12 protein-coding genes are annotated in these 17,843 nt (G+C 56.1%); 9 read left to right on the top strand and 3 right to left on the bottom strand.

What is annotated here, in order from left to right; translation table 11 throughout:
- Positions 1-5 precede the first annotated feature (5 nt).
- Positions 6-2,039, bottom strand: coding sequence for a DUF2723 domain-containing protein (locus VHE12_09290; protein HVZ80976.1), 2,034 nt, complete (start codon positions 2,037-2,039; stop codon positions 6-8).
- A 79-nt stretch (positions 2,040-2,118) separates the two neighbouring features.
- Here VHE12_09290 and VHE12_09285 point away from each other — a divergent pair, with 79 nt between their 5' ends.
- The 5 genes from VHE12_09285 to VHE12_09265 all read left to right on the top strand — a co-directional run bounded on the left by VHE12_09285 (position 2,119) and on the right by VHE12_09265 (position 6,571).
- Entirely contained in the window at positions 2,119-2,259 is a 141-nt protein-coding gene (locus VHE12_09285; GenBank protein HVZ80975.1) for a hypothetical protein, read from the top strand.
- Positions 2,260-2,446: 187 nt separating this feature from the next.
- Positions 2,447-4,315, top strand: coding sequence for a 2-oxoacid:acceptor oxidoreductase subunit alpha (locus VHE12_09280; protein ID HVZ80974.1), 1,869 nt, complete (start codon positions 2,447-2,449; stop codon positions 4,313-4,315).
- A complete protein-coding gene (locus VHE12_09275; protein ID HVZ80973.1) occupies positions 4,305-5,288 on the top strand; it encodes a thiamine pyrophosphate-dependent enzyme in 984 nt (327 codons plus the stop codon). Before VHE12_09280 ends, VHE12_09275 begins: the two co-directional genes overlap by 11 nt.
- 99 nt (positions 5,289-5,387) lie before the next feature.
- Positions 5,388-6,191: a glycosyltransferase family 2 protein gene (locus VHE12_09270; GenBank protein HVZ80972.1), complete on the top strand. Its 804-nt coding sequence runs from the start codon at positions 5,388-5,390 to the stop codon at positions 6,189-6,191.
- Positions 6,192-6,253: 62 nt separating this feature from the next.
- Complete coding sequence (locus tag VHE12_09265; GenBank protein HVZ80971.1) at positions 6,254-6,571, top strand: hypothetical protein; 318 nt, start codon at positions 6,254-6,256, stop codon at positions 6,569-6,571.
- A gap of 204 nt (positions 6,572-6,775) precedes the next feature.
- On the opposite strand, the gene VHE12_09260 is transcribed toward VHE12_09265, so the two are convergent.
- Complete coding sequence (locus tag VHE12_09260; protein HVZ80970.1) at positions 6,776-6,901, bottom strand: hypothetical protein; 126 nt, start codon at positions 6,899-6,901, stop codon at positions 6,776-6,778.
- Positions 6,902-6,952: 51 nt separating this feature from the next.
- Positions 6,953-7,222 carry a hypothetical protein gene (locus VHE12_09255; protein ID HVZ80969.1) on the bottom strand — a complete coding sequence of 90 codons (270 nt, stop codon included), beginning with the start codon at positions 7,220-7,222 and terminating at the stop codon, positions 6,953-6,955.
- Positions 7,223-7,279: 57 nt separating this feature from the next.
- On the opposite strand from VHE12_09255, the gene VHE12_09250 reads away from it, so the two are divergent.
- From VHE12_09250 to VHE12_09235, 4 genes are read left to right on the top strand one after another with little or no spacing between them, the layout of a single operon-like run.
- A complete protein-coding gene (locus tag VHE12_09250) occupies positions 7,280-13,051 on the top strand; it encodes a DUF2298 domain-containing protein (protein ID HVZ80968.1) in 5,772 nt (1,923 codons plus the stop codon).
- 58 nt (positions 13,052-13,109) lie between these two features.
- Complete coding sequence (locus tag VHE12_09245) at positions 13,110-15,635, top strand: DUF2298 domain-containing protein (GenBank protein HVZ80967.1); 2,526 nt, start codon at positions 13,110-13,112, stop codon at positions 15,633-15,635.
- Between the two features lie 31 nt (positions 15,636-15,666).
- The gene (locus VHE12_09240) at positions 15,667-16,731 is read left to right on the top strand and encodes an NHL repeat-containing protein (GenBank protein ID HVZ80966.1); all 1,065 of its coding nucleotides are present in this window, start codon (positions 15,667-15,669) and stop codon (positions 16,729-16,731) included.
- Between the two features lie 38 nt (positions 16,732-16,769).
- Positions 16,770-17,837, top strand: coding sequence for an NHL repeat-containing protein (locus VHE12_09235; protein ID HVZ80965.1), 1,068 nt, complete (start codon positions 16,770-16,772; stop codon positions 17,835-17,837).
- The last annotated feature ends 6 nt before the right edge of the window (positions 17,838-17,843 follow it).

Below are 17,843 nucleotides of genomic sequence, written 5' to 3'. Positions count from 1 at the left end.
TTTTTTTAACGAACCCGATTCCTCTTCGGAGGGGTCGGGTTTTTTGTTTTTATGGTCGGTCGCCCCATGAGCCGTGACCAGGAGTTTTTCATTTCTTGGTATTTTGAAATGTCCCCCGCTTCTTTATATTCGGTCATGGCGAGCCCGTAGCCAGCGATGGCTTCCGGTATCCTTCCCAAGGTTTCGTCGGTCCTGGCTTTTTCGGACCAAATATCCCCGATCCAATGTTGATCCTGGATCAGGGCCGAAGCGATCCCCGTGTATGAATCCCAATGCATCCAGTCCTTCTTCAAGAGAAGAAAGTGGGCCATGTTGAGATAGGGATGGGCGCAAAGTTGTGTCATGAGCCCATTGATGGGATTCAACGCTGACTCGTAGGATCCACGTCCCGAGAGGGCAGGGTCCAGATAATGGTCCCAAAGGTCGTCCAAAGGCCGGCAATCCGGAGTTCTAGGACCGGGTGTCCCGGCCGCTTGGATCCTCATCACCGATCCGGTTGGGGAAAAATAGACGCGGGACATCCTTTTCGAGAGACCGTGGACCAGATCCCCATTAGCGAAGGCGCAATAAATCGGGGGGGCATGGGGACCCAATTTGGGTATCCATGAGTGGGAGATATATTCCCAGTCCTCATTCTTCAAGAACGTGCACAAGTAGATCCTCAAGTCGGGTCTTTTGTCTTCGACCGCTTGCAGATAAAGAAGGGAAAAATAGTCGAAATCCGATTCCGCAAAATAAGTAGGTCTTCGCTCCATGGACCGAAGGGCCTGGATGCCGATGCCGCGATAGAGGAATTCCCGGGTTTGGTCCGTATAGGGCAGGCTTTGATGCAAACCCAATAGGGGCAAGGCCAGAGCTACGCCCCGGACCACCCAACGCCTTTTGGCCTGATTTCCCATCAAGGAGAAAAGGGAATGGAGGCCAGCGGCTCCCCAAAGGCCGGTGATCCAGTTCAAGGTCAAGAGATGGTCGTCCAAATGCCAAAAATCGATAGGACCGACCTGAAGATAAACGAGGTTTGCCGCGATAGTGATGAGGGCCAGCATCAACGACAACAAAAGATACGGCCGGAAGTTCCGTTTCTGCAGGGGCCAAATGCCCCAGAGGGCGAAGCAGGAGAAAATAACGGGGAACTCCAATGAGAAACGATCGGAAATATAAAGGGATTTTTGGGAAAAGGTCGCCCAGAAACTCCCGAGTGCCGAGGCCATGGTCTCGGTCTTGAAATAACGGGTTCGCAGCAGGCTTCCCATGAAACGGCTCCAATCCGAAGGGTCCCCGAAGTTGAGGGCAGGAACCAGATGGGCCCGGATCGGGACGTAAAGGTAAAGGCTAAGGACCAACAGAAAGAATGTCCCCATGGTCAAGAGGGTCTTAAGGGTGATCGGGTACTGTTGTTTTTGTTGCGTGCAGGAGAATGCAAAAAAAGCGATGGCGAGGGCGGCCAGGAGCAGGAACTGGGTGGGCCATTGATTGACGAGCCCCAGGCCCAGGACGAATACCATTGATTCGTAAGGGTGGGTGGTCCTCCACTTGCAACTTTTTTTGTCCATCAAACACAATAAGAACGAAAGTGTGGCCAACTCCAGGGCGACTTGGAAGGAATAGATCCCACCCTTAGTCGCCAACGAGGCGCTCCAGTAGCTTTTCGAGAAGGCGAAGGCGTAAGCGGCGGTCAAAGCGGCCGTCCTTGCCGCAACGCTCTTGGCGGAGCCTATTTTTTCAAGGATCGAGCGCGCCAGTTCGAAGAAAAAATAGGCGCCCAAGGCCCCGCTCAAAGCCGCGAAAAGATTCAGGTTCATGGCGGGGTTTCCGAGTGGAACTAGCGTGAAAACGCGCCCCAAAAGTGTGAAGAGTGGGTAACCCGGGGGATGGGAGACCCCTAGGGTCCAACAGGCGGTGATGGTTTCGGGCGAATCGTTCCGAAATAAGGAAGGGTTCAACGTGACTAGGTAGACCGCGAAGATTGGGAGGGTCACCAAGGGGAAAGACCATCGGCCGGTGAAGGAGGGGATCACTTTCCGGGTTCGAACGCTCATTCCACCGTCCGAGGGGCGCTAGGGGATGGGTTTTGGTCCATATCTTAGTTTAATATGTCCGGATGCGAGGTGGCGTGAAATGAAAAAGCCAAAGCCAGCCAAGATTCGGAAAGTCTGGGCCATCAAGCCGCAAAGCCGCGTCCGGACTTCCCGGAAGCGGGAGCTGTTGGAAAAGGCGGTACGCCGGGAGGCGGCGCGGGTCGATCGCTCGGACCTTTAGTGGAAAAAGGGCCTGACAAGGCCCTTCGCCCGATGGGCGGGATAGGGCCTTTTAGATCGCCTCGCTTTCGAGAGAAGGCAACCAATTCATATCAAAATGCCCGAATCGAATTGTCTTTTGAAAGCTAAAAACGTATATTTTATTTTGCGATTCAATCATTTTTTCATTCAGTTCCGGGAGAAACAACATGAAGGTCGTCAATGAAGTCAATTGGATGATCGGTGGCCCCCAGGGCACCGGGGTGGATTCCTCCGCCAATCTTTTTTCCCAGGCTTGCGCCACCGCCGGTCTGTGGATCTTCGGTAAACGCGAATATCACTCGAATATCAAGGGTAAGCACAGCTATTTCCAGGTCCGCGTTTCGGAAAGACCGATCCACAGCCATGTGGATGACGTACATATCCTGGCGACCTTTGAGGATTCCACCGCCCGTCTCCACGCCCATGAGGTGGTGAAGGGCGGGGCGCTCATCTATGACCCGACCAAGATCACGCTCGACGACCTAAACCTCAAGTCGGGTGTCATCACTCTTCCCATCGATTTCAACTCCGTCATCCGCCACGTGGCGGAAGTGACCGGTATGGAATACGGCACCCTGTCGCTCATGAAGAACACTATCGCGGTGGCCGCTTCCATGGCACTGCTTCGCATGGATATCTCACATGTTGAAGAGACCTTGGCCCGCATCTACATCGGTCGAAAGGCCAAGTTGGTGGCGCCCAATGTCGCCGCCTCCAAGAAGGCCTATGAGGCTGTGGACGCGCTCCCGGACGAGATGCACGATCAATTCCCTTATCATCTGGAACCTCAAAAGAACACGCCCAAGCGACTGCTCATCAATGGTGCGCAGGCCAACTCCCTGGGCAAATTGAAGGCTGGCTGTCGTTATCAGTCCTATTACCCGATCAGTCCCGCCACCGACGAGAGCAATTATCTGGAAAGCCATCCCGAATATGGTATTGCGGTGGTCCAATGCGAGGATGAGATCGCGGCCATCGACATGGCGCTGGGCGCCGCCACCACGGGTGTGCGCGCCTCCACGGCCACATCGGGTCCGGGTTTCTGCCTCATGACCGAGGGGTTGGGCTGGGCTGGGATGAACGAAGTCCCCATTGTGCTTTTCGACTACCAGCGTGGCGGACCCTCGACGGGCTTACCGACCCGCCACGAGCAGGGTGACTTGATGTTCGCGGCCTTTGGCGGCCATGGTGAATATCCCCGTTTGGTCATGGCTCCGGCCACCATCGATGACCATTTCCACTTGGCTTTCGAGTCCTTCAACTACGCGGATAAGTTCCAAACCCCGGTCATTATCCTCAATGATAAATTCTTGACCCACAGCTTGGAGACCATCCCTCCGTTCAAGGAAGAGAACCTGGTCATTGATCGGGGCCGCTTGGTCACGCCCCAAGAATTGGAAAATGCCATTGCCGATGGCAAGGGGTTCCCGAGGTTCCGTCCGGATGCCAAGACCGGGGTTTCCGCCAGGCCTTATCCCGGACAAGAAGGCAGTCCCTATTGGATGACCGGTGACGAACATGACGATTACGGTCACATCACGGAGAACCCTGAGACCCGCCGGAAGATGCACGAAAAGCGCATGAACAAATATAAGCTCATGCTGGAGCAGATCCCCGAAGACCGCCAGTTCACCCTGGTGGGCGACGCCAATGCGGACATTACGCTGGTGTGCTGGGGCACCACCTATGGCGTCCTGGCCGACGCCTTGCCGGTCCTGAAGGCCAAGGGGATCAATGCCAATTTCTTACATTACCGCATGTTGAACCCTTTCCCGATCGTGACCGAGAAGATCCTCAAGAAAGCGAAGAAACTTGTGGTCGTTGAGAACAACTGGGGGACCCAGTTGAGTCACTTGCTCCGCATGTCCACCGGGATATTCATCCCGGCCCAGGTGGTCAAGTACACCGGTCGGCCCATCTCGTTGGATGAGATCGTGGGCGCGGTGACCAAGCTGTCGAAGAAGGAAGTCTCTTCCGAAACGGACCCGTTGACCGGGCAGTCTATCGAAAAGGTGGTGTTGACCTATGGCCTCTAAACTCCAAACGCCTCTGTCCGTCGCGGCCTACAAGAGTGATGTTCATAATGACTGGTGTCCCGGTTGTGGTGACTTCGGCATCCTCCAGGCCATCCAACAATCCTGCGCCGAACTGGCCCTCCCGCCTTGGGAGACCATGGTCTTCGCCGGGATCGGCTGCTCGGGCAAGGTATTCAATTACATGGCCAGCCATGGGGTCCACACCCTGCATGGCCGGGTGTTGCCCTTCGCGGCGGGCGCTAAGCTCGCCAATCCGGACCTGGAAGTCATCGCGGTCGGTGGCGACGGGGACGGTTACGGAATCGGCGCCGGGCACTTCGTGCACGCCGGACGACGCAACATCGACATGGCCTACATCGTCATGACCAACGAGGTCTATGGACTCACCAAGGGCCAGGCGGCCCCGACGCTCGGACGGGGTCAGCAAACCAAGTCCCTGCCTTTGCCCAATACCAACGACGCCATCCAGCCTTTAGCCCTCGCTTTGAGCTCGGGCTACACCTGGATCGGGCGGGCCTATGCCTTCGACGGGAAACATTTGAAGGAGATGATCAAGAAGGCGGTGGAACACAAGGGTATGGCCCTGTTGGATGTCCTCCAACCTTGCCCGACCTTTAACGACCTGCACACCGCCGAGTGGTTCAATAAGAAGGTGAAGGGAGAAGGGGAGAACGTGATGTTGCCCCGGGTCTTCAACGCCAACGAGGCGGGGCATGACGGAGCCGTCAAGGATCCTACCAACCACGACGAAGTCACCGACAAGCAGAAGAAGGCTTTTGAATTGGCGCATTATCGTGGGGAACGGATCCCGGTAGGGGTCTTCTACGAGATCAAGCTACCGACCTATGTGGAACGCATGCAGGCACAGGCTCCGATGCTCAAGAAATACGCCCCGGCCAAGGTGCCTTACTATGATGCCAGTAACCTGCCGACGACCGACTTGAGCAAGTCTTATGAGGAATTCCTCTTCTGATAAGGGATCCTTTTCGAAAAGCCCGGGCCTTTGCGGTCCGGGCTTTTTTGTTTCAGGGCGGACCGATTCTTCTAGATTCGTCCGATCAATGAGGTTCTCTTGCCCAAGATCATCGTCGTCCTGCCGGTCTATAACGAGGAAAAACACCTGCCGGGTCTGTTGCCCCGGCTTTCCCCCCAGGCGGACATCCTGGTGCTGGTGAACGATGGCTCGACGGATGGGAGCTTCAAGCTCCTGCAAGCCTTTGTCAGGAAACGCAAGGGAGCCTATCTACTTGACCTGCCTGAGAACCGCGGCATGGCGGGGGCGTTGGAGGCGGGATTCCTGTTCTCCCTTTACCTCAAACGCATGGGCCAAGCAGGGCCTGAGGATTTGGTGGTGACCATCGATGCCGACGGACAACACAAGCCGGAATATATCCCCAAGATCGCCGGTTATTTAGCGAAACGAAAAGCCGATGTGGTCCTGACCCGGCGGGATTTCTCGGTCTATCCCCGCTACAAGGTGTTAGGGAACCGGTTCCTGACCTGGACCAATTCATTCCTGTCGGGGACCCACTACAAGGACGTGGAATCGGGTTTGCGCATGCTCAAGGTGAGGACCCTGGAGCCTGTCTTGCGTTACTATACGGGGGTGAAATATTCCTGTGCCCAAGAGATAGCCTTATTGACCGCAAGGTCGGGTTTTTATATCGACAATGATTTTCGGGTCGAGATCGCCTATTACCGCCCTGGCACGACCTTCTGGGACGGATTCATCGTCCTTGGAATGAGCCTGTTCACTTTTTTAAGATGGGTTCTTAGGGCCGCGAGACCGGTCTCGGACGATATCGAACTGAATCAGGCCGCTTTTCTACGTTCCCGGCAGCTTTGGGGAAGGAACAAGCGGTCGGGGAAGCGCTGATGGAACTCAATATGCCGAGGATAACCGCTTTTCTCTGTTGCGCGCAGATCCAACAAGATGTCATGTCCAAGAATTACGACCTGCGGGGGATCTTCCAGGGTTTTAGCCCTCCTCAATATCCTTGGGGTGTGGAGTTCCTGACATTCACCCGTTTTTCCTTCGAAGGTCGTGGTGAGTTCCAAGTGGACATCACCCTTTGCGATGAAAAGGGCGCGAAAGTCCAGGATAGTCAGCCTCGGAAGATCGTTTTTAACGGGGACTTGCCCTCGCACGATCTGATCACGGCCTGGCGGGTCATGGTGCCGGCAGCGGGAGCCTATTCGCTCAAGGCCTTTTCCAATAATCTTTGTTTAGGGGAGTGTCGTCTGATTTGCCGTTAAACGGCCGTTAAGTCCCGCTTTTATATCCGGGGATAAATTCTTTCTTCTAGGCCCGTTTTTCATTTTGCGGTAATATTTCGGGGTTTTTTACAACTAGTCATCCCACCTCTGCTCAGGGGACAAACCTTGCTGAAAAAAATAGCGGTAGCCCCTAAAACCGCGATTTTTGATCGAAGATCCTTTTGGATCCTTCTCGTCCTGGTCTTACTTGGGGGCGGATTCCGTTTTTTCAATCCCGATTGGGATTTTCAGCATTCCTTCCATCCGGACGAACGGAATATCCTGGGGCAAACCGCTGGCATCCAGGCAGCGGATGGTTATCGGGTCCATTTCTTTGCTTATGGTCAATTGCCTGTTTATCTGTACAGGGCTACCGGCGAACTACTGTCTTGCCCATCTTTTTTCCAACAAATCATCCGGAATGAACGATGGGCCCTTGGGCTTTATTGGGCCCTTCTGGCCGCTATTTTTGCGGGTCTTATCGCCATTTTTTTGAAGTCCCGTTTTTTTCTCTCGCATTACACGTTGGCGGCTTTTGTTTTTTCGAACCTGTTTCTTTGGTATTTTTTCCCGATCTTTTCCGGGAATGGTATTTCTGGCCTGAACTTGGTTTTTGCCGTCCTGCTGCTCGGCCTTTTGTTCTATCTCCACGGGCTCTTAAAAGAAGAAAAAAGCCTTGTCCTTGAACAAGGTGTGGCCGGAGCCCTTTTGATCGGGTTCTTGGTGGTCAAGTTCTTCCCGATTTTCTCCCTGTGGGTGAAGGCCTTGGATGATCGGCCCGCCAAAATGGCCGGGTTGCTCCTTGTTTCGACCGTGGCTTTGGCCCTTTCCTGGGTCGTTTCCCGGCTTTTGGAAGTGGATTGGTTTGAAACGCCTCTTTACGGGGCGGTGGGCGTGATCTTTATATTGGGGATCCTCCCCCTTTTCCTACCGGTCGTCTTCGCGCAGGTCTTCGGGGTCTTGGCTTTTACCATCCTTGTGGCAGGGGTTTTCCTGACCTGGACCTTCTTCTCGGTATGGGGACGTTTTATCGCGGCCCTCTTCGCTTTTTGGACACTTTTTGCTTCCTTGAACCATTCGGGGATCCAATTCACGGGCTATGGGGACTGTATGATCCTCGGCCGTCTTTGGGCCGCCGCCTTTTCCACCGCCACCATCCCGGCCATCTATCTTTTGGTCCGTCGCGTCTACAAAAGCAACGTGATGGCCCTTACCGCCGCCGCGTTCTTCGCCTTCGCAGTCGTCAGCATTGAACAGACCCACTATTGCATCACCGAATCCTTCATCACCTTCCTTTTCGTGGTAGTGGTCCTAGCCTCGAGCGGGATATTGAAAGAGGCGAGTTGGAGGAATTATCTCATCGCCGGTACGGCTTTCGGGCTCTCCATGGCGGCCAAGACGAGTTCTCTCTACTATTTGTTCGTGCTGGCAACCGCCCACCTCGTATCGCTCGCCCAAAAAGACCGGAAAGAATGGGAACGGGATGACCGGAAATTGGGATCGAATAGGCCCCTTTACAGCGTCCTGGCGACGGGGCTTCTGGGCCTCATCTTCATCGTCTTCGCGGGCGTGGGCTACAAGTTCAAAGGTGTTCTGACCGATCTATTCCCAATGGATCCGAACCGAGGCCTGATCCTATGGGGCCTGTTGCTCACGGCCCTGTTGGCCTTGGGAGGTATGTTCACCCTCTGGGGCTTCATGGAATTCCGGATCTTCCGCGCCCAGATGCCCCAATGGATCAAGCTCATGGGGGCCGGTGCACTTTCAGTGTTGCTCTTCGTACTTTTCTCGCCTTGGTCCCTCCTGGATCTTCATGGATTCATGGATTCCCAAAATTACGAATGGCATGTGGTTTCCATCGCCGATGCCTGTTATGTGCTCCAATTCAAGGACACGCTTCGTTATATTTTCCAACTCCGGAACTTAATGAGCGTTGAACTATGGTGGCCGCTGGGTGTGACGGTCGTAGCCGGAGCGGCTTGGGTCTTGGGCCGGTTCCTCTTTGCCATTGTCCGGCCGGTCGAGAAAGGGACGTTGTTCCCGGTGCCCTTTTCGAAAAAACTGGGATTCGCCATCTCCCTGCCGGATCTTTTGATCCTCTGTTGGTTCATCCCTTATTTCGGGTTCATCGGCGCCTGGAACACCAAATTCGTCCGTTATATGGTGCCGCTCATCCCGGCCTTCTGTATTTTTGGTGCACGCTTGGTGACCGATATCGCTTCCTGGGCCAAGGCCCGTCCTTGGGGAGGGCTCCTGCACAAGGCCCTGGTCGCCCTGGTGGTGGCTCCAAGTCTTTTCTACTCGATCGCTTACATGCACGTTTATTACGCCCCGAACCCCTGGATCGACGCGTCGGTGTGGATCTACAAGAACATCCCGCCCGGTTCCATGGTCCTGACCGAGGCTTGGGATGACGGGCTCCCGACCGGGGTCGATCCCAACCAGGACCCGCGGATGGACAAACCCGGGAACCCGGGGATGTACCGCCAAGAAGGGATGACCGTCTACGAATTGCACGGGTTCCTGACCGATGACTCGCCGGTGAAGAAGAACTATTACGCCGACGAGTTGAAAAAAGGCGATTACATCAGCATCGCCTCCAAGAAGCTTTGGTATACCCTCACCAATTGCACCCCTGAGTTCAAACCCCATGGGTTCAACGCCTATCCCGTGACTTCCCGCTACTACCGGGCCCTTTGGTCGGGGCTCCTGGGCTACAAGATGGTGGGCGAGTTCCACAATTTCCCGAGTTTCCTGGGGTGGGAACATCCGGACGATATGGCCGAAGAGTCTTTCTCGGTCTATGACCATCCCCGGGTCTATATCTTCAAGAAGGTCGAAGATGTGCCCCGGGAGAGGATCCTAAAGATCCTGGGGAGCGATGATTATGTCCGTGGCATCGATCGGGACGAAATGCGCAACATCGACCCGAAGAACGTCGATCGGTTCATCGCGGACCGTCGCCAATACCTGGAATCCAAGGGGCTTTGGACCCAATTGGAGGAAGCCACTCCCACCCCATCAGTGGCGAGTGTTACGCAGTCCCCGGCGCGCCGGACGAAGCCGAGACCGGATTTAAAGCCATTTGCACAACCCACCAAGGCGCCGACCGTGAGCCCGACTCCCGACATCCCTGTTACCGCCCCTCCCACCGTTCCTCGCATGACGGATCCCAAGACCCTGCAAACCCTGGAAGAACTAGCCAAGAAACCCGTGGTCGAGGAGAGCGTCTCCGGTCATGACAGGACACCCTATGAGTCAGCAGGTTATCAGTGGCGGGCTTGGTTCAGTTGGTTGTTGGGGTTGATGGTCCTAGGCTGGATGGCCTTGCCTTTGACCACCCGGTTTTTCGCGCCGCTCCAACCCGGTTGCTACTCCCTGAGCAAGGTATTGGGTTTTTTCATCTTCGTTTGGGTGGTTTGGTTCCCGAACGCCCTTTTCACCTGGTGGTTCAAGGGGCCGGGGCCATTCCGCTTCACGGTCGCCGGCTGCTGGGTTTGGTTCCTTCTTTTGATGGCCGCAAGTCTCTGGAGCTACTGGAAGAATTCTCGCGACTTCAAGGTCCTGCTGGCCAAGTGGGGTAAGGATTGGGTACACCAGGAATTGGCCTTTATCGGCGCGTTTGCCGCCTTTTCATTGATCAAGGTCTTCATCCCCCATATCCATGATCCGGTGGGGGAGGGCTACAACGGTGGCGGGGAAGCGGGCATGGATTTCGGATTCCTGGCTTCGGTGGTCCGGGGCGAGAGTTTTCCACCGCAGAACCAGTGGATGGCGGGGACGCCGATCAGCTATTCCTTCTACTATGGACATTTGATGATGGGCGTCCTGGCCAAATTCTTGGGGGTGGTCCCCGCAGTGGCCTATAACCTGGGCCTGATCACCCTTTTCGCCCTGATCTTTTCCAGCGCTTTTGGACTGGCTTTTGGTCTTTCGGGCCGCCGGTTCAGCGGCTGGGTGGCTGGGTTCCTTTGCGCGGCCGCGGGCAATCCGGCAGGCGCCCGTCAGATCATGGATGCTTTACGGCCGGTTTTTTCCAACTTCAACTTTGGTCCCTTGCAGGACCGGATCATTAATTACGATTATTGGGGGCCGACACGGGTCGTCCCCAATACGATCAACGAGTTCCCCTACTTCAGCGTGCTCTACGGCGACCTTCACGCCCATACCCTGGCAATGCCCTTTGCGATGCTCTTGATGGGTCTTCTTTTGTCCCTTTATCTTTCAAAAACCAACCGGGAAGAAGGGATCTTCTCGAAAGTTCCACTCATTGTGGCCGCCGGTTTCTTGTTGGGCGGGGTTTCCTATTTGAACACATGGGAAGTTCCCGCCTGGCTTGTCCTTTTCGTCATGGCGCTCATGGTCCGGGGGCTTTCGCAAGTGGGGGAGAAGGGTGTGCAACGTGGATTGGGGACCCTCTTAGCCGCATTGGCGGTCCTTTTGTCGCTTTTGGGTTGGATCATCACTTTTTGGAACGGATTGGACCCACAAGTCTTGGGCGGCAAGACCATTCTCCTGTTCGTCACCCTCGGGTTGGCGACGCTGGTGGCTTTCGCCGCCGGCTTCCTCCAGAAGAATACGGCCGGATTCTCCAGGCTCCTGCTGCGGGTCGGCTCGAACTTGATCGTACTGTTCTTTTTCATGCTGGCCTTGTGGGCCCCCTATTTCTTCAAGGCTTTCCGGCCCCAACAAAGCGAGATCCTTTGGGTGACGCCCCACCTTCGAAGCGATTTGGGGGATTTTTTCGGGATCTTCGGTTTTTTTGTGACGGTTTTGGGCCTCGGTTTTCTGGCGGGACGATCCGGGACCTTGGCGAATTGGATGGGGAAGGAGAGAAAGGAAAAATGGGACCTGGATCTCCTGCTGGAAAGAACGATGGATGGCTTGGGTAACTTCGTTCAGGACCAAAGACCGGTCCCGTCCATGATGTTCCTGGGTGCGGGGACCCTCGCGGTCATTTGGGGAGCCTCTTGGATCCATTGGGCCGGTTCCCAAACCAAGCCCATTCTTTCCCTACTGTTGGGACTTTTTGGGGCCATTTTGCTGGCCTTGGCGCTTTTCTTCCGAAGGAACGGCATCCTTTGGGCCGCTTTCCTGGGCCTGGCGTTGGTATGGTCGGGACTCTTGGCCATTCGGGTCATCCCGCTCTACCAAGACTCGGGTATCGCCCTTGGCTTGGGGCTCTTTTCGGTCCTTTGGCTTTTGGCGTTCTTCCATTTGGGACTGGCTTGGGAGATCCAAAGGGACCGGAATCTATCCGCGGCTTATCTCCTCGTATCCTTGTTCTTCTTCGTTCTGGCCACGGTCGAGGTGTTCGTGATGCGCGAATATTTGGGCGGGGACTACTTAAGGAACAATACCCTTTTCAAGTTCTATATCGTGGCCTGGGAACTGGCTTCGGTGACCGCCGGCTTTTTCCTGCCCCGCATTTTGGAGATATTCCGGGCCCTGACCAAGGTTGTTAAGAAGGAATCGAGCTCATCCCGTCCCTGGATCCTTACGGTGTGCGTACTTTTATCCTCTCTTTTGCTTTCGTTGTTGTTGAGCGGGTGGCTCCAAGCACTGAACGGAAGCATGGGCGCGGCCGTTAACCTCCTTTTCTTGGGAGGAATCCTGGGGTGGGCCATTATGGAAGGTTGGACCAGGGATTTTTGGGTCAAATGGCTTTGGGCTCCATTGGCTTCCTTGGCGGGCCTTCTGTGTCTGTTGACGGTCCTGCCCGGCATTTCCTATGGCTCCTTCCTCTATCCGATCCAACGATGGGCGGGTTCCTTTGGGAATTCGGTGCTCCTGCCCCTCTTGCTTGCGATCATCCTCAATGGGATCGCTATGGTCGCGTGGGAAGGGAAGCGGGACATGGCGAGGCGCTTGTTCCAGTGGAATTGGAGCGCGCTCCTGGCCTTGTTCACGCTGGCCATCCTGGTCTATCCGGTGCTGGCCACTTTCCGCAAGTGCCATGATTTCCTTCCCTCCATCCGGCAGCGCTGGACGGGATCGGCCGAGCCCCTGACATTGAACGGGCTTGAATATATCGCCAAGGCCAATCCTTATGATGCGGCGGCCATCCGGTTCCTGAACCAATATGTTCCCGACCAGCCTTGCCTCCTAGAATTCGTGGGGGAAGGTTACAACTCATGGGGTTCCCGGTTCTCCATCTTCACCGGTATCCCGGCCCTGATGGGGTGGGATGGGCATGTCCGGGAGTGGGTGACCGGCCGCCAGGACCTGACGGAGGATGTGGGACAGCGTTTCCAAGCCACCGAGCAGATCTTCCGTACCCCCGATCCGGCCGTGGCCAAGAAATACCTGGATGCCTACGGGGTGCGATTGGTCATGATCGGCACCGTGGAACGCAATGGCGTCCCGGGCCGAAAAGGCGGATATCCCGCGGAGGGATTGGCCAAGTTCCAAGGCTTTTTGCCGCTGATTTACAAGAATCCGCAGGTGGAGATTTACTATAATCCGCCCGCCGAGAATTGATGTGGTGCCGGGCCTTCCTTCCCTATGAGGCCATGATCCAGTTCCGTCCGAGGTGAATATGGGTTCCGTGTTGATCTGGTATTTCGCTGTGGCCCTTATCGGCTGGATCACGTACCCGGTCGCTTTCGTCGCTTTGCGGCATTTCCCGGACAAGGGTTATGCCTTCAGCAAGGTGCTGGGGCTGCTCCTGGTCGGTTATCTTTATTGGCTCGTGGGCTATGTGGCTTTCAACGGGGCCACCCTTTTCCTGTCCCTGACCCTCGTCGCCGTAGTGTCGACCTTCCTTCTTATGACCTGGATCGGCCGGCCTTTCGTTGAATTTGCCAAAAAAAACCTGGCCTTTTTTGTCCTGATGGAAGGGTTCTTCCTGATGGCCTTCCTAGTGGCGGGCGCCTACAAGATGCGGACCTTCGACATCGTGGGCACCGAAAAACCGATGGACTACGCCATGATCAACGGCATCCTGGCCTCTCCTTCCATGCCCCCGCAGGACCCTTGGCTTTCAGGCGGGAGCATTTCCTACTACTATTTCGGCTATTTCATCGTGGCCATGCTCCAACGCATGACCGCGGGGTTCGGGATCACCTCGGGGGAAGCCTATAACCTAGCGGTCGCGCTGACCTGGGCCTTGGCTGCCCTTTGTTCCTTTTCGTTGGTCTATGCCCTGACCCGCCGTTACCGTTATTCGTTGTTCTCCTCCGCTTGCTTGACCGTCTTTGGGAACCTCGATTACTGGCACCGGGCGGTGCAGAGTTTTACCATTGGGAATCTGAGGGTCCCTTATTACAACCAGCCCGCGGATCCAGGAGCCGTCACCGGTCTTGCCGGCGCTTTCGGCTTCCTGTTGTCCCCGCTCCAGCATGGGTGGGATTATTTCCAGGCCTCCCGAATCGTACCGGTCCCGCCCTCGGACAAGCTCATCAACGAATTTCCTTCGTTCAGTTTCTTCCTGTCGGACCTTCATCCACACGTGATGGCCATCCCTTTCGTGCTGCTGGCCATCGCGGCGGCATACAATCTTCTCAAGGCGCCATTGGCTGGCTTTGCGATATTCGGAGGACAACGGGTCTGGCAGGTAGGCCAATGGGCCTTGATCGCCTTGATATTCGGTTCCTTGTCCTTCTTCAATAGCTGGGATTTCCCGACCTTCATGTTCCTCTTGGGTGTCTGCTTGTTCCTCCAGGAGTGGTGGGCCAATGAGAAGAAATGGGATGTATTCTTTAAGGCGGTAGTAGTGTTGGGAGTTCCTATCGTTATAGCTTCCTTTGCTTTTTATGCCCCCTTCTTTTTGAAATTCCAATCACAGGCCCGTGGCCTGGGGATCGTAAAGGACCGGACGGACCTCTACCATCTCATCGTGATCTTCGGCGCTTTTTTCACCATCCTCATCCCGGGTTTGGTGGGACGATTGATCCCCCAAAGCCCGTCGGCGGCTCCCAAGGGAAAACCTAAAAAGAACGACAATGATTTGGAGTGTGTGGTCTGTGGAAGGGAAGGAACGGGTAAGAAATTCTGCGGTTATTGCGGCGGTGAGCTGGCCCCGGTCGGACCCTCGGAGGTCACGCCCCTCCCCCACGAACCGACCCGGTCCCTACTCCAGGGATGGGCGGAGATCTTTCTTTCGGAAAAAGGAACGGCCCAGAACTGGATCACGCTCCTGGTCATCCTGGCCCTGTTGCTCGGGTTGAATTTCCCGCCTATGCGGGCCTCCACGATCCTGGTCGGTCTTTTGATGGCGTTCTTTGCGGTCCTTGGGTTGGCTTCCAAGAACGAAAGCCGCGAAAAGGTCTTCGTTTCAATTTTGTCCGCGATCGGGTTCCTGCTGATCTTCGGATGCGAGGTCCTCTTCATCAAGGACCACTTCTCCGACGGTGATCTTTATCGGATGAACTCGGTCTTTAAGTTCCATTACCAGGTCTGGATCGTTTTCGGCCTGGCTTCGGGACCCTTGTTGAAATGGATAGTGGAGATCCTTTGGCCCCGCTGGTCCGGGGTGAAAAAGACCCTTTGGATCGCGCTCTTCCTTTTCGCTTTTTTTGGCGCCGCCTTGTATCCGGTCCTGGCCTTCACGGCCCGCATGGCGGGGACTTCCCCGGACCTGGCGACCATGGATGGGGAAGTGTATTATGAACGCGCTTTTCCGACCGATCATGCTGTGGCCCAATGGATCCGCCAGAACGTCCATATCAAGGACGGAAAGGTTCCCGTCATCCTGGAAGCTTGGGGCGGCTCCTATCAGCAGCAATATGCCACCCTGGCGACCATGACTGGATTTCCGACGGTCCTTGGGTGGGATTTTCACGAGGCCCAATGGCGCGGGTCCTGGGATCATGCGGTGGTGCGCGGCAAGGACCCGGACGACACCTTGTTTCGCCGCCGCAGTGACATCGATGCCATTTATACCTCGGCGGACCTGGACCAGACCCGGGACCTGATGCGCCGTTATGGGGTCGATTACGTTTATGTGAGCGATACCGAGAGGGATAAGTACAAGGACCACGTCGAGAACCTCAATAAGTTCTCCGCGTTGGGAACGGTGGTGTTGCAGCAGGGGAGTGCGGTGCTGTACAAGATCAACCCTTGAACAAGGGTCAAAATCCATGACGGAGGGTTCGATGAGGATCGGAGATCGTGAAGTGTCCGCGAAGGAAATGGTCCTGGGGGTCATCCTGGCCCTGGTGGCGGGGACCATCGTTTGGGTCATGCTGAAGAAAGCTCCGGCGCCGAAGATCGGTCAGCCGGGATTCGGCCTGGTGCTGATGCAAGGCGGGCAACCGGGGGCGGGCAAGGGGCAGTTCGCTTATCCCCGGGGCGCGGCCATCAATGGGGATGGGGACGTTTACATCGCCGACAGCCGCAACAACCGTGTCGAACGCTTCCGCGGCAGCGACTGGCAGTTCCTGGGGGACTTCGGGGGTCTTTTCGATGCGATGGCTTCCACCAAGGGTGACGCCAAAAAACTCGCGACCGAAGCCCTGGGAAAGCTCCATGAACCCAATGGGATCGCGATCGGTCCGGACGATACGGTCTATGTGGCCGACACCTGGAACTACCGGGTCCAGGTCTTCACGAAGAAGGGGAAGGCCAAGTTCGCCTTCGCCGCGGACGACGGCTTTTTCGCCCCCCGGGAACTGGTGGTGGACCCTATGGGCAATTGTTTCGTGGCCGACACGGGGAAGCATCGGATCGTGAAGTTCGACAAGAACGGTAAGAAGATCAAGGCCTTCGGGTCTCAAGGCGACAAGGAGGGTATGTTCAACGAGCCCATCGGTTTGGCGTTGGACCAAGCAGGCAACCTCTATGTGGCCGATCGCATCAACCAGCGGATCGAGGTCTTCAGCGGCGAGGGTCAATTCATCCGTCAGTTCCCGGCCAAATGGGTCCTTCCTTTCAATAAGGTCCCCGATGGAAAACATTACAAGATGGTGCCGGAACAGATCGACATCGAACCCCATCTCGCCTTGGACAAGGCCCATGGGGTGATCTACGCCTCCGACGGCAAAGGGAAGAAGGTCCTCGCCTTCAAACTGGATGGTACCCCGGCGGGTGCCCTCGACAACAACAGCAACGGCGCTCCCCTCTTCAATGTGCCGGTCGGTGTGGCGGTGGATAAGGATGGCAACCTGCTGGTGGTGGACGCGGGGGCGGGACGGTTGGTGAAGGTAAAGGGTCTCTACTGATCCCTTCGGGGAGAAACGGCGAGAAAGGTCAGGCTTCCATGGCGAAAACCCCGGCGAAATACAAGAAGGTGCTCCAGACCAAGGGCGTCCCGAAAGCGCCCGCCAAGGGACGCAAGGGCGCTGTAAAACCGGCTAAAAAAAAGAGGGGCAAGGGCTTCAAGGCCCTGGTCCTGTTGTTCCTTTTGGGATTGGCCACCATCGTGGTGGGCCTCGCGGTGCGGACCTTGACCGACCTTGCGAACAACGCCAAAAAGGTCGCCGTGATGGTCGATATGGAATTGGGGCAAGGGGGGACAGGCCCCGGACATTTTCGCGAACCGGTCGACGTGGCCGTGGATCGTGCGGGGGATTTCTATGTCAGCGATTTCGGCGGGCACGATATCCAAAAGTTCGACCCCAACGGTGCGCCGTTGTTCACGATCGGCCAGGAAGGGAAAGGGGACGGGGAGTTCGAGCAACCCAGCGGCCTTTATGTGGATGCCCAGGACAACCTTTGGGTCTGTGATACCTTCAACCACCGTATCCAGGAATTCGATCCGAGCGGGAAGTTCCTGAAAACATTCAGCCACGGTTTTTTCGGCCCCCGGTCCATCGTGGGGAACGGTCTGAACCGCCTCTATGTATCCGACACGGGGAACCACAAGGTCCAGGTTTTCGACCTTGGGGGTAATTTCATCAAAGAATGGGGCGGTTTCGGGACCACCGACGGCAAGTTCCGCGAACCCGTCGGGATCACGGCGGACGATCACAACGCCATCTATGTGGCCGATTCCGACAACCTTCGGATCCAAAAATTCGATCCGGATGGGAAATTCATGGGTGCCTTTAAGATCTCCACGTGGAAGGGGAAGAATGATGAGGTCCCCTACTTGACCTTCGGGGCCGATGCTCTTTGGGCTTCTTCGACTAGCCTAGGGGCGGTCCTGAAACTGGACCCTAACGGGAAACTCCTGGCCATCTGTCTTCGAAAGGACGTCAAGAAAGAGGCGGACAGTTTCCCGGGGGCCGCTGGGTTGGCCATCAACGCCGAAGGGCGTGTCCTGGTCGTCGAAAAGGGGAAGGGGCAGGTCGCCCGGTTCTTGTTCCCGGCCGTCCCGGGCCAGTGATCCGAG

Source organism: bacterium (assembly GCA_035549195.1).
Taxonomy (GTDB): Bacteria; Oederibacteriota; Muellerivitia; order Muellerivitales; family Muellerivitaceae; genus DASZRK01.
Note: the sequence above shows the minus strand (reverse complement) of the source record. Positions and strands in the feature narration are given on the sequence as shown.

Coding starts and splice junctions, on each gene's coding strand:
- VHE12_09240 (HVZ80966.1), top strand. CDS start 15,667: ATGAGGATCGGAGATCGTGAAGTGTCCGCGAAGGAAATGGTCCTGGGG.
- VHE12_09275 (HVZ80973.1), top strand. CDS start 4,305: ATGGCCTCTAAACTCCAAACGCCTCTGTCCGTCGCGGCCTACAAGAGT.
- VHE12_09245 (HVZ80967.1), top strand. CDS start 13,110: ATGGGTTCCGTGTTGATCTGGTATTTCGCTGTGGCCCTTATCGGCTGG.
- VHE12_09280 (HVZ80974.1), top strand. CDS start 2,447: ATGAAGGTCGTCAATGAAGTCAATTGGATGATCGGTGGCCCCCAGGGC.
- VHE12_09235 (HVZ80965.1), top strand. CDS start 16,770: ATGGCGAAAACCCCGGCGAAATACAAGAAGGTGCTCCAGACCAAGGGC.
- VHE12_09265 (HVZ80971.1), top strand. CDS start 6,254: ATGTCCAAGAATTACGACCTGCGGGGGATCTTCCAGGGTTTTAGCCCT.
- VHE12_09290 (HVZ80976.1), bottom strand. CDS start 2,039: ATGAGCGTTCGAACCCGGAAAGTGATCCCCTCCTTCACCGGCCGATGG.
- VHE12_09285 (HVZ80975.1), top strand. CDS start 2,119: ATGAAAAAGCCAAAGCCAGCCAAGATTCGGAAAGTCTGGGCCATCAAG.
- VHE12_09260 (HVZ80970.1), bottom strand. CDS start 6,901: ATGGACCCGATAACCATCCGCTGCCTGGATGCCAGCGGTTTGCCCCAG.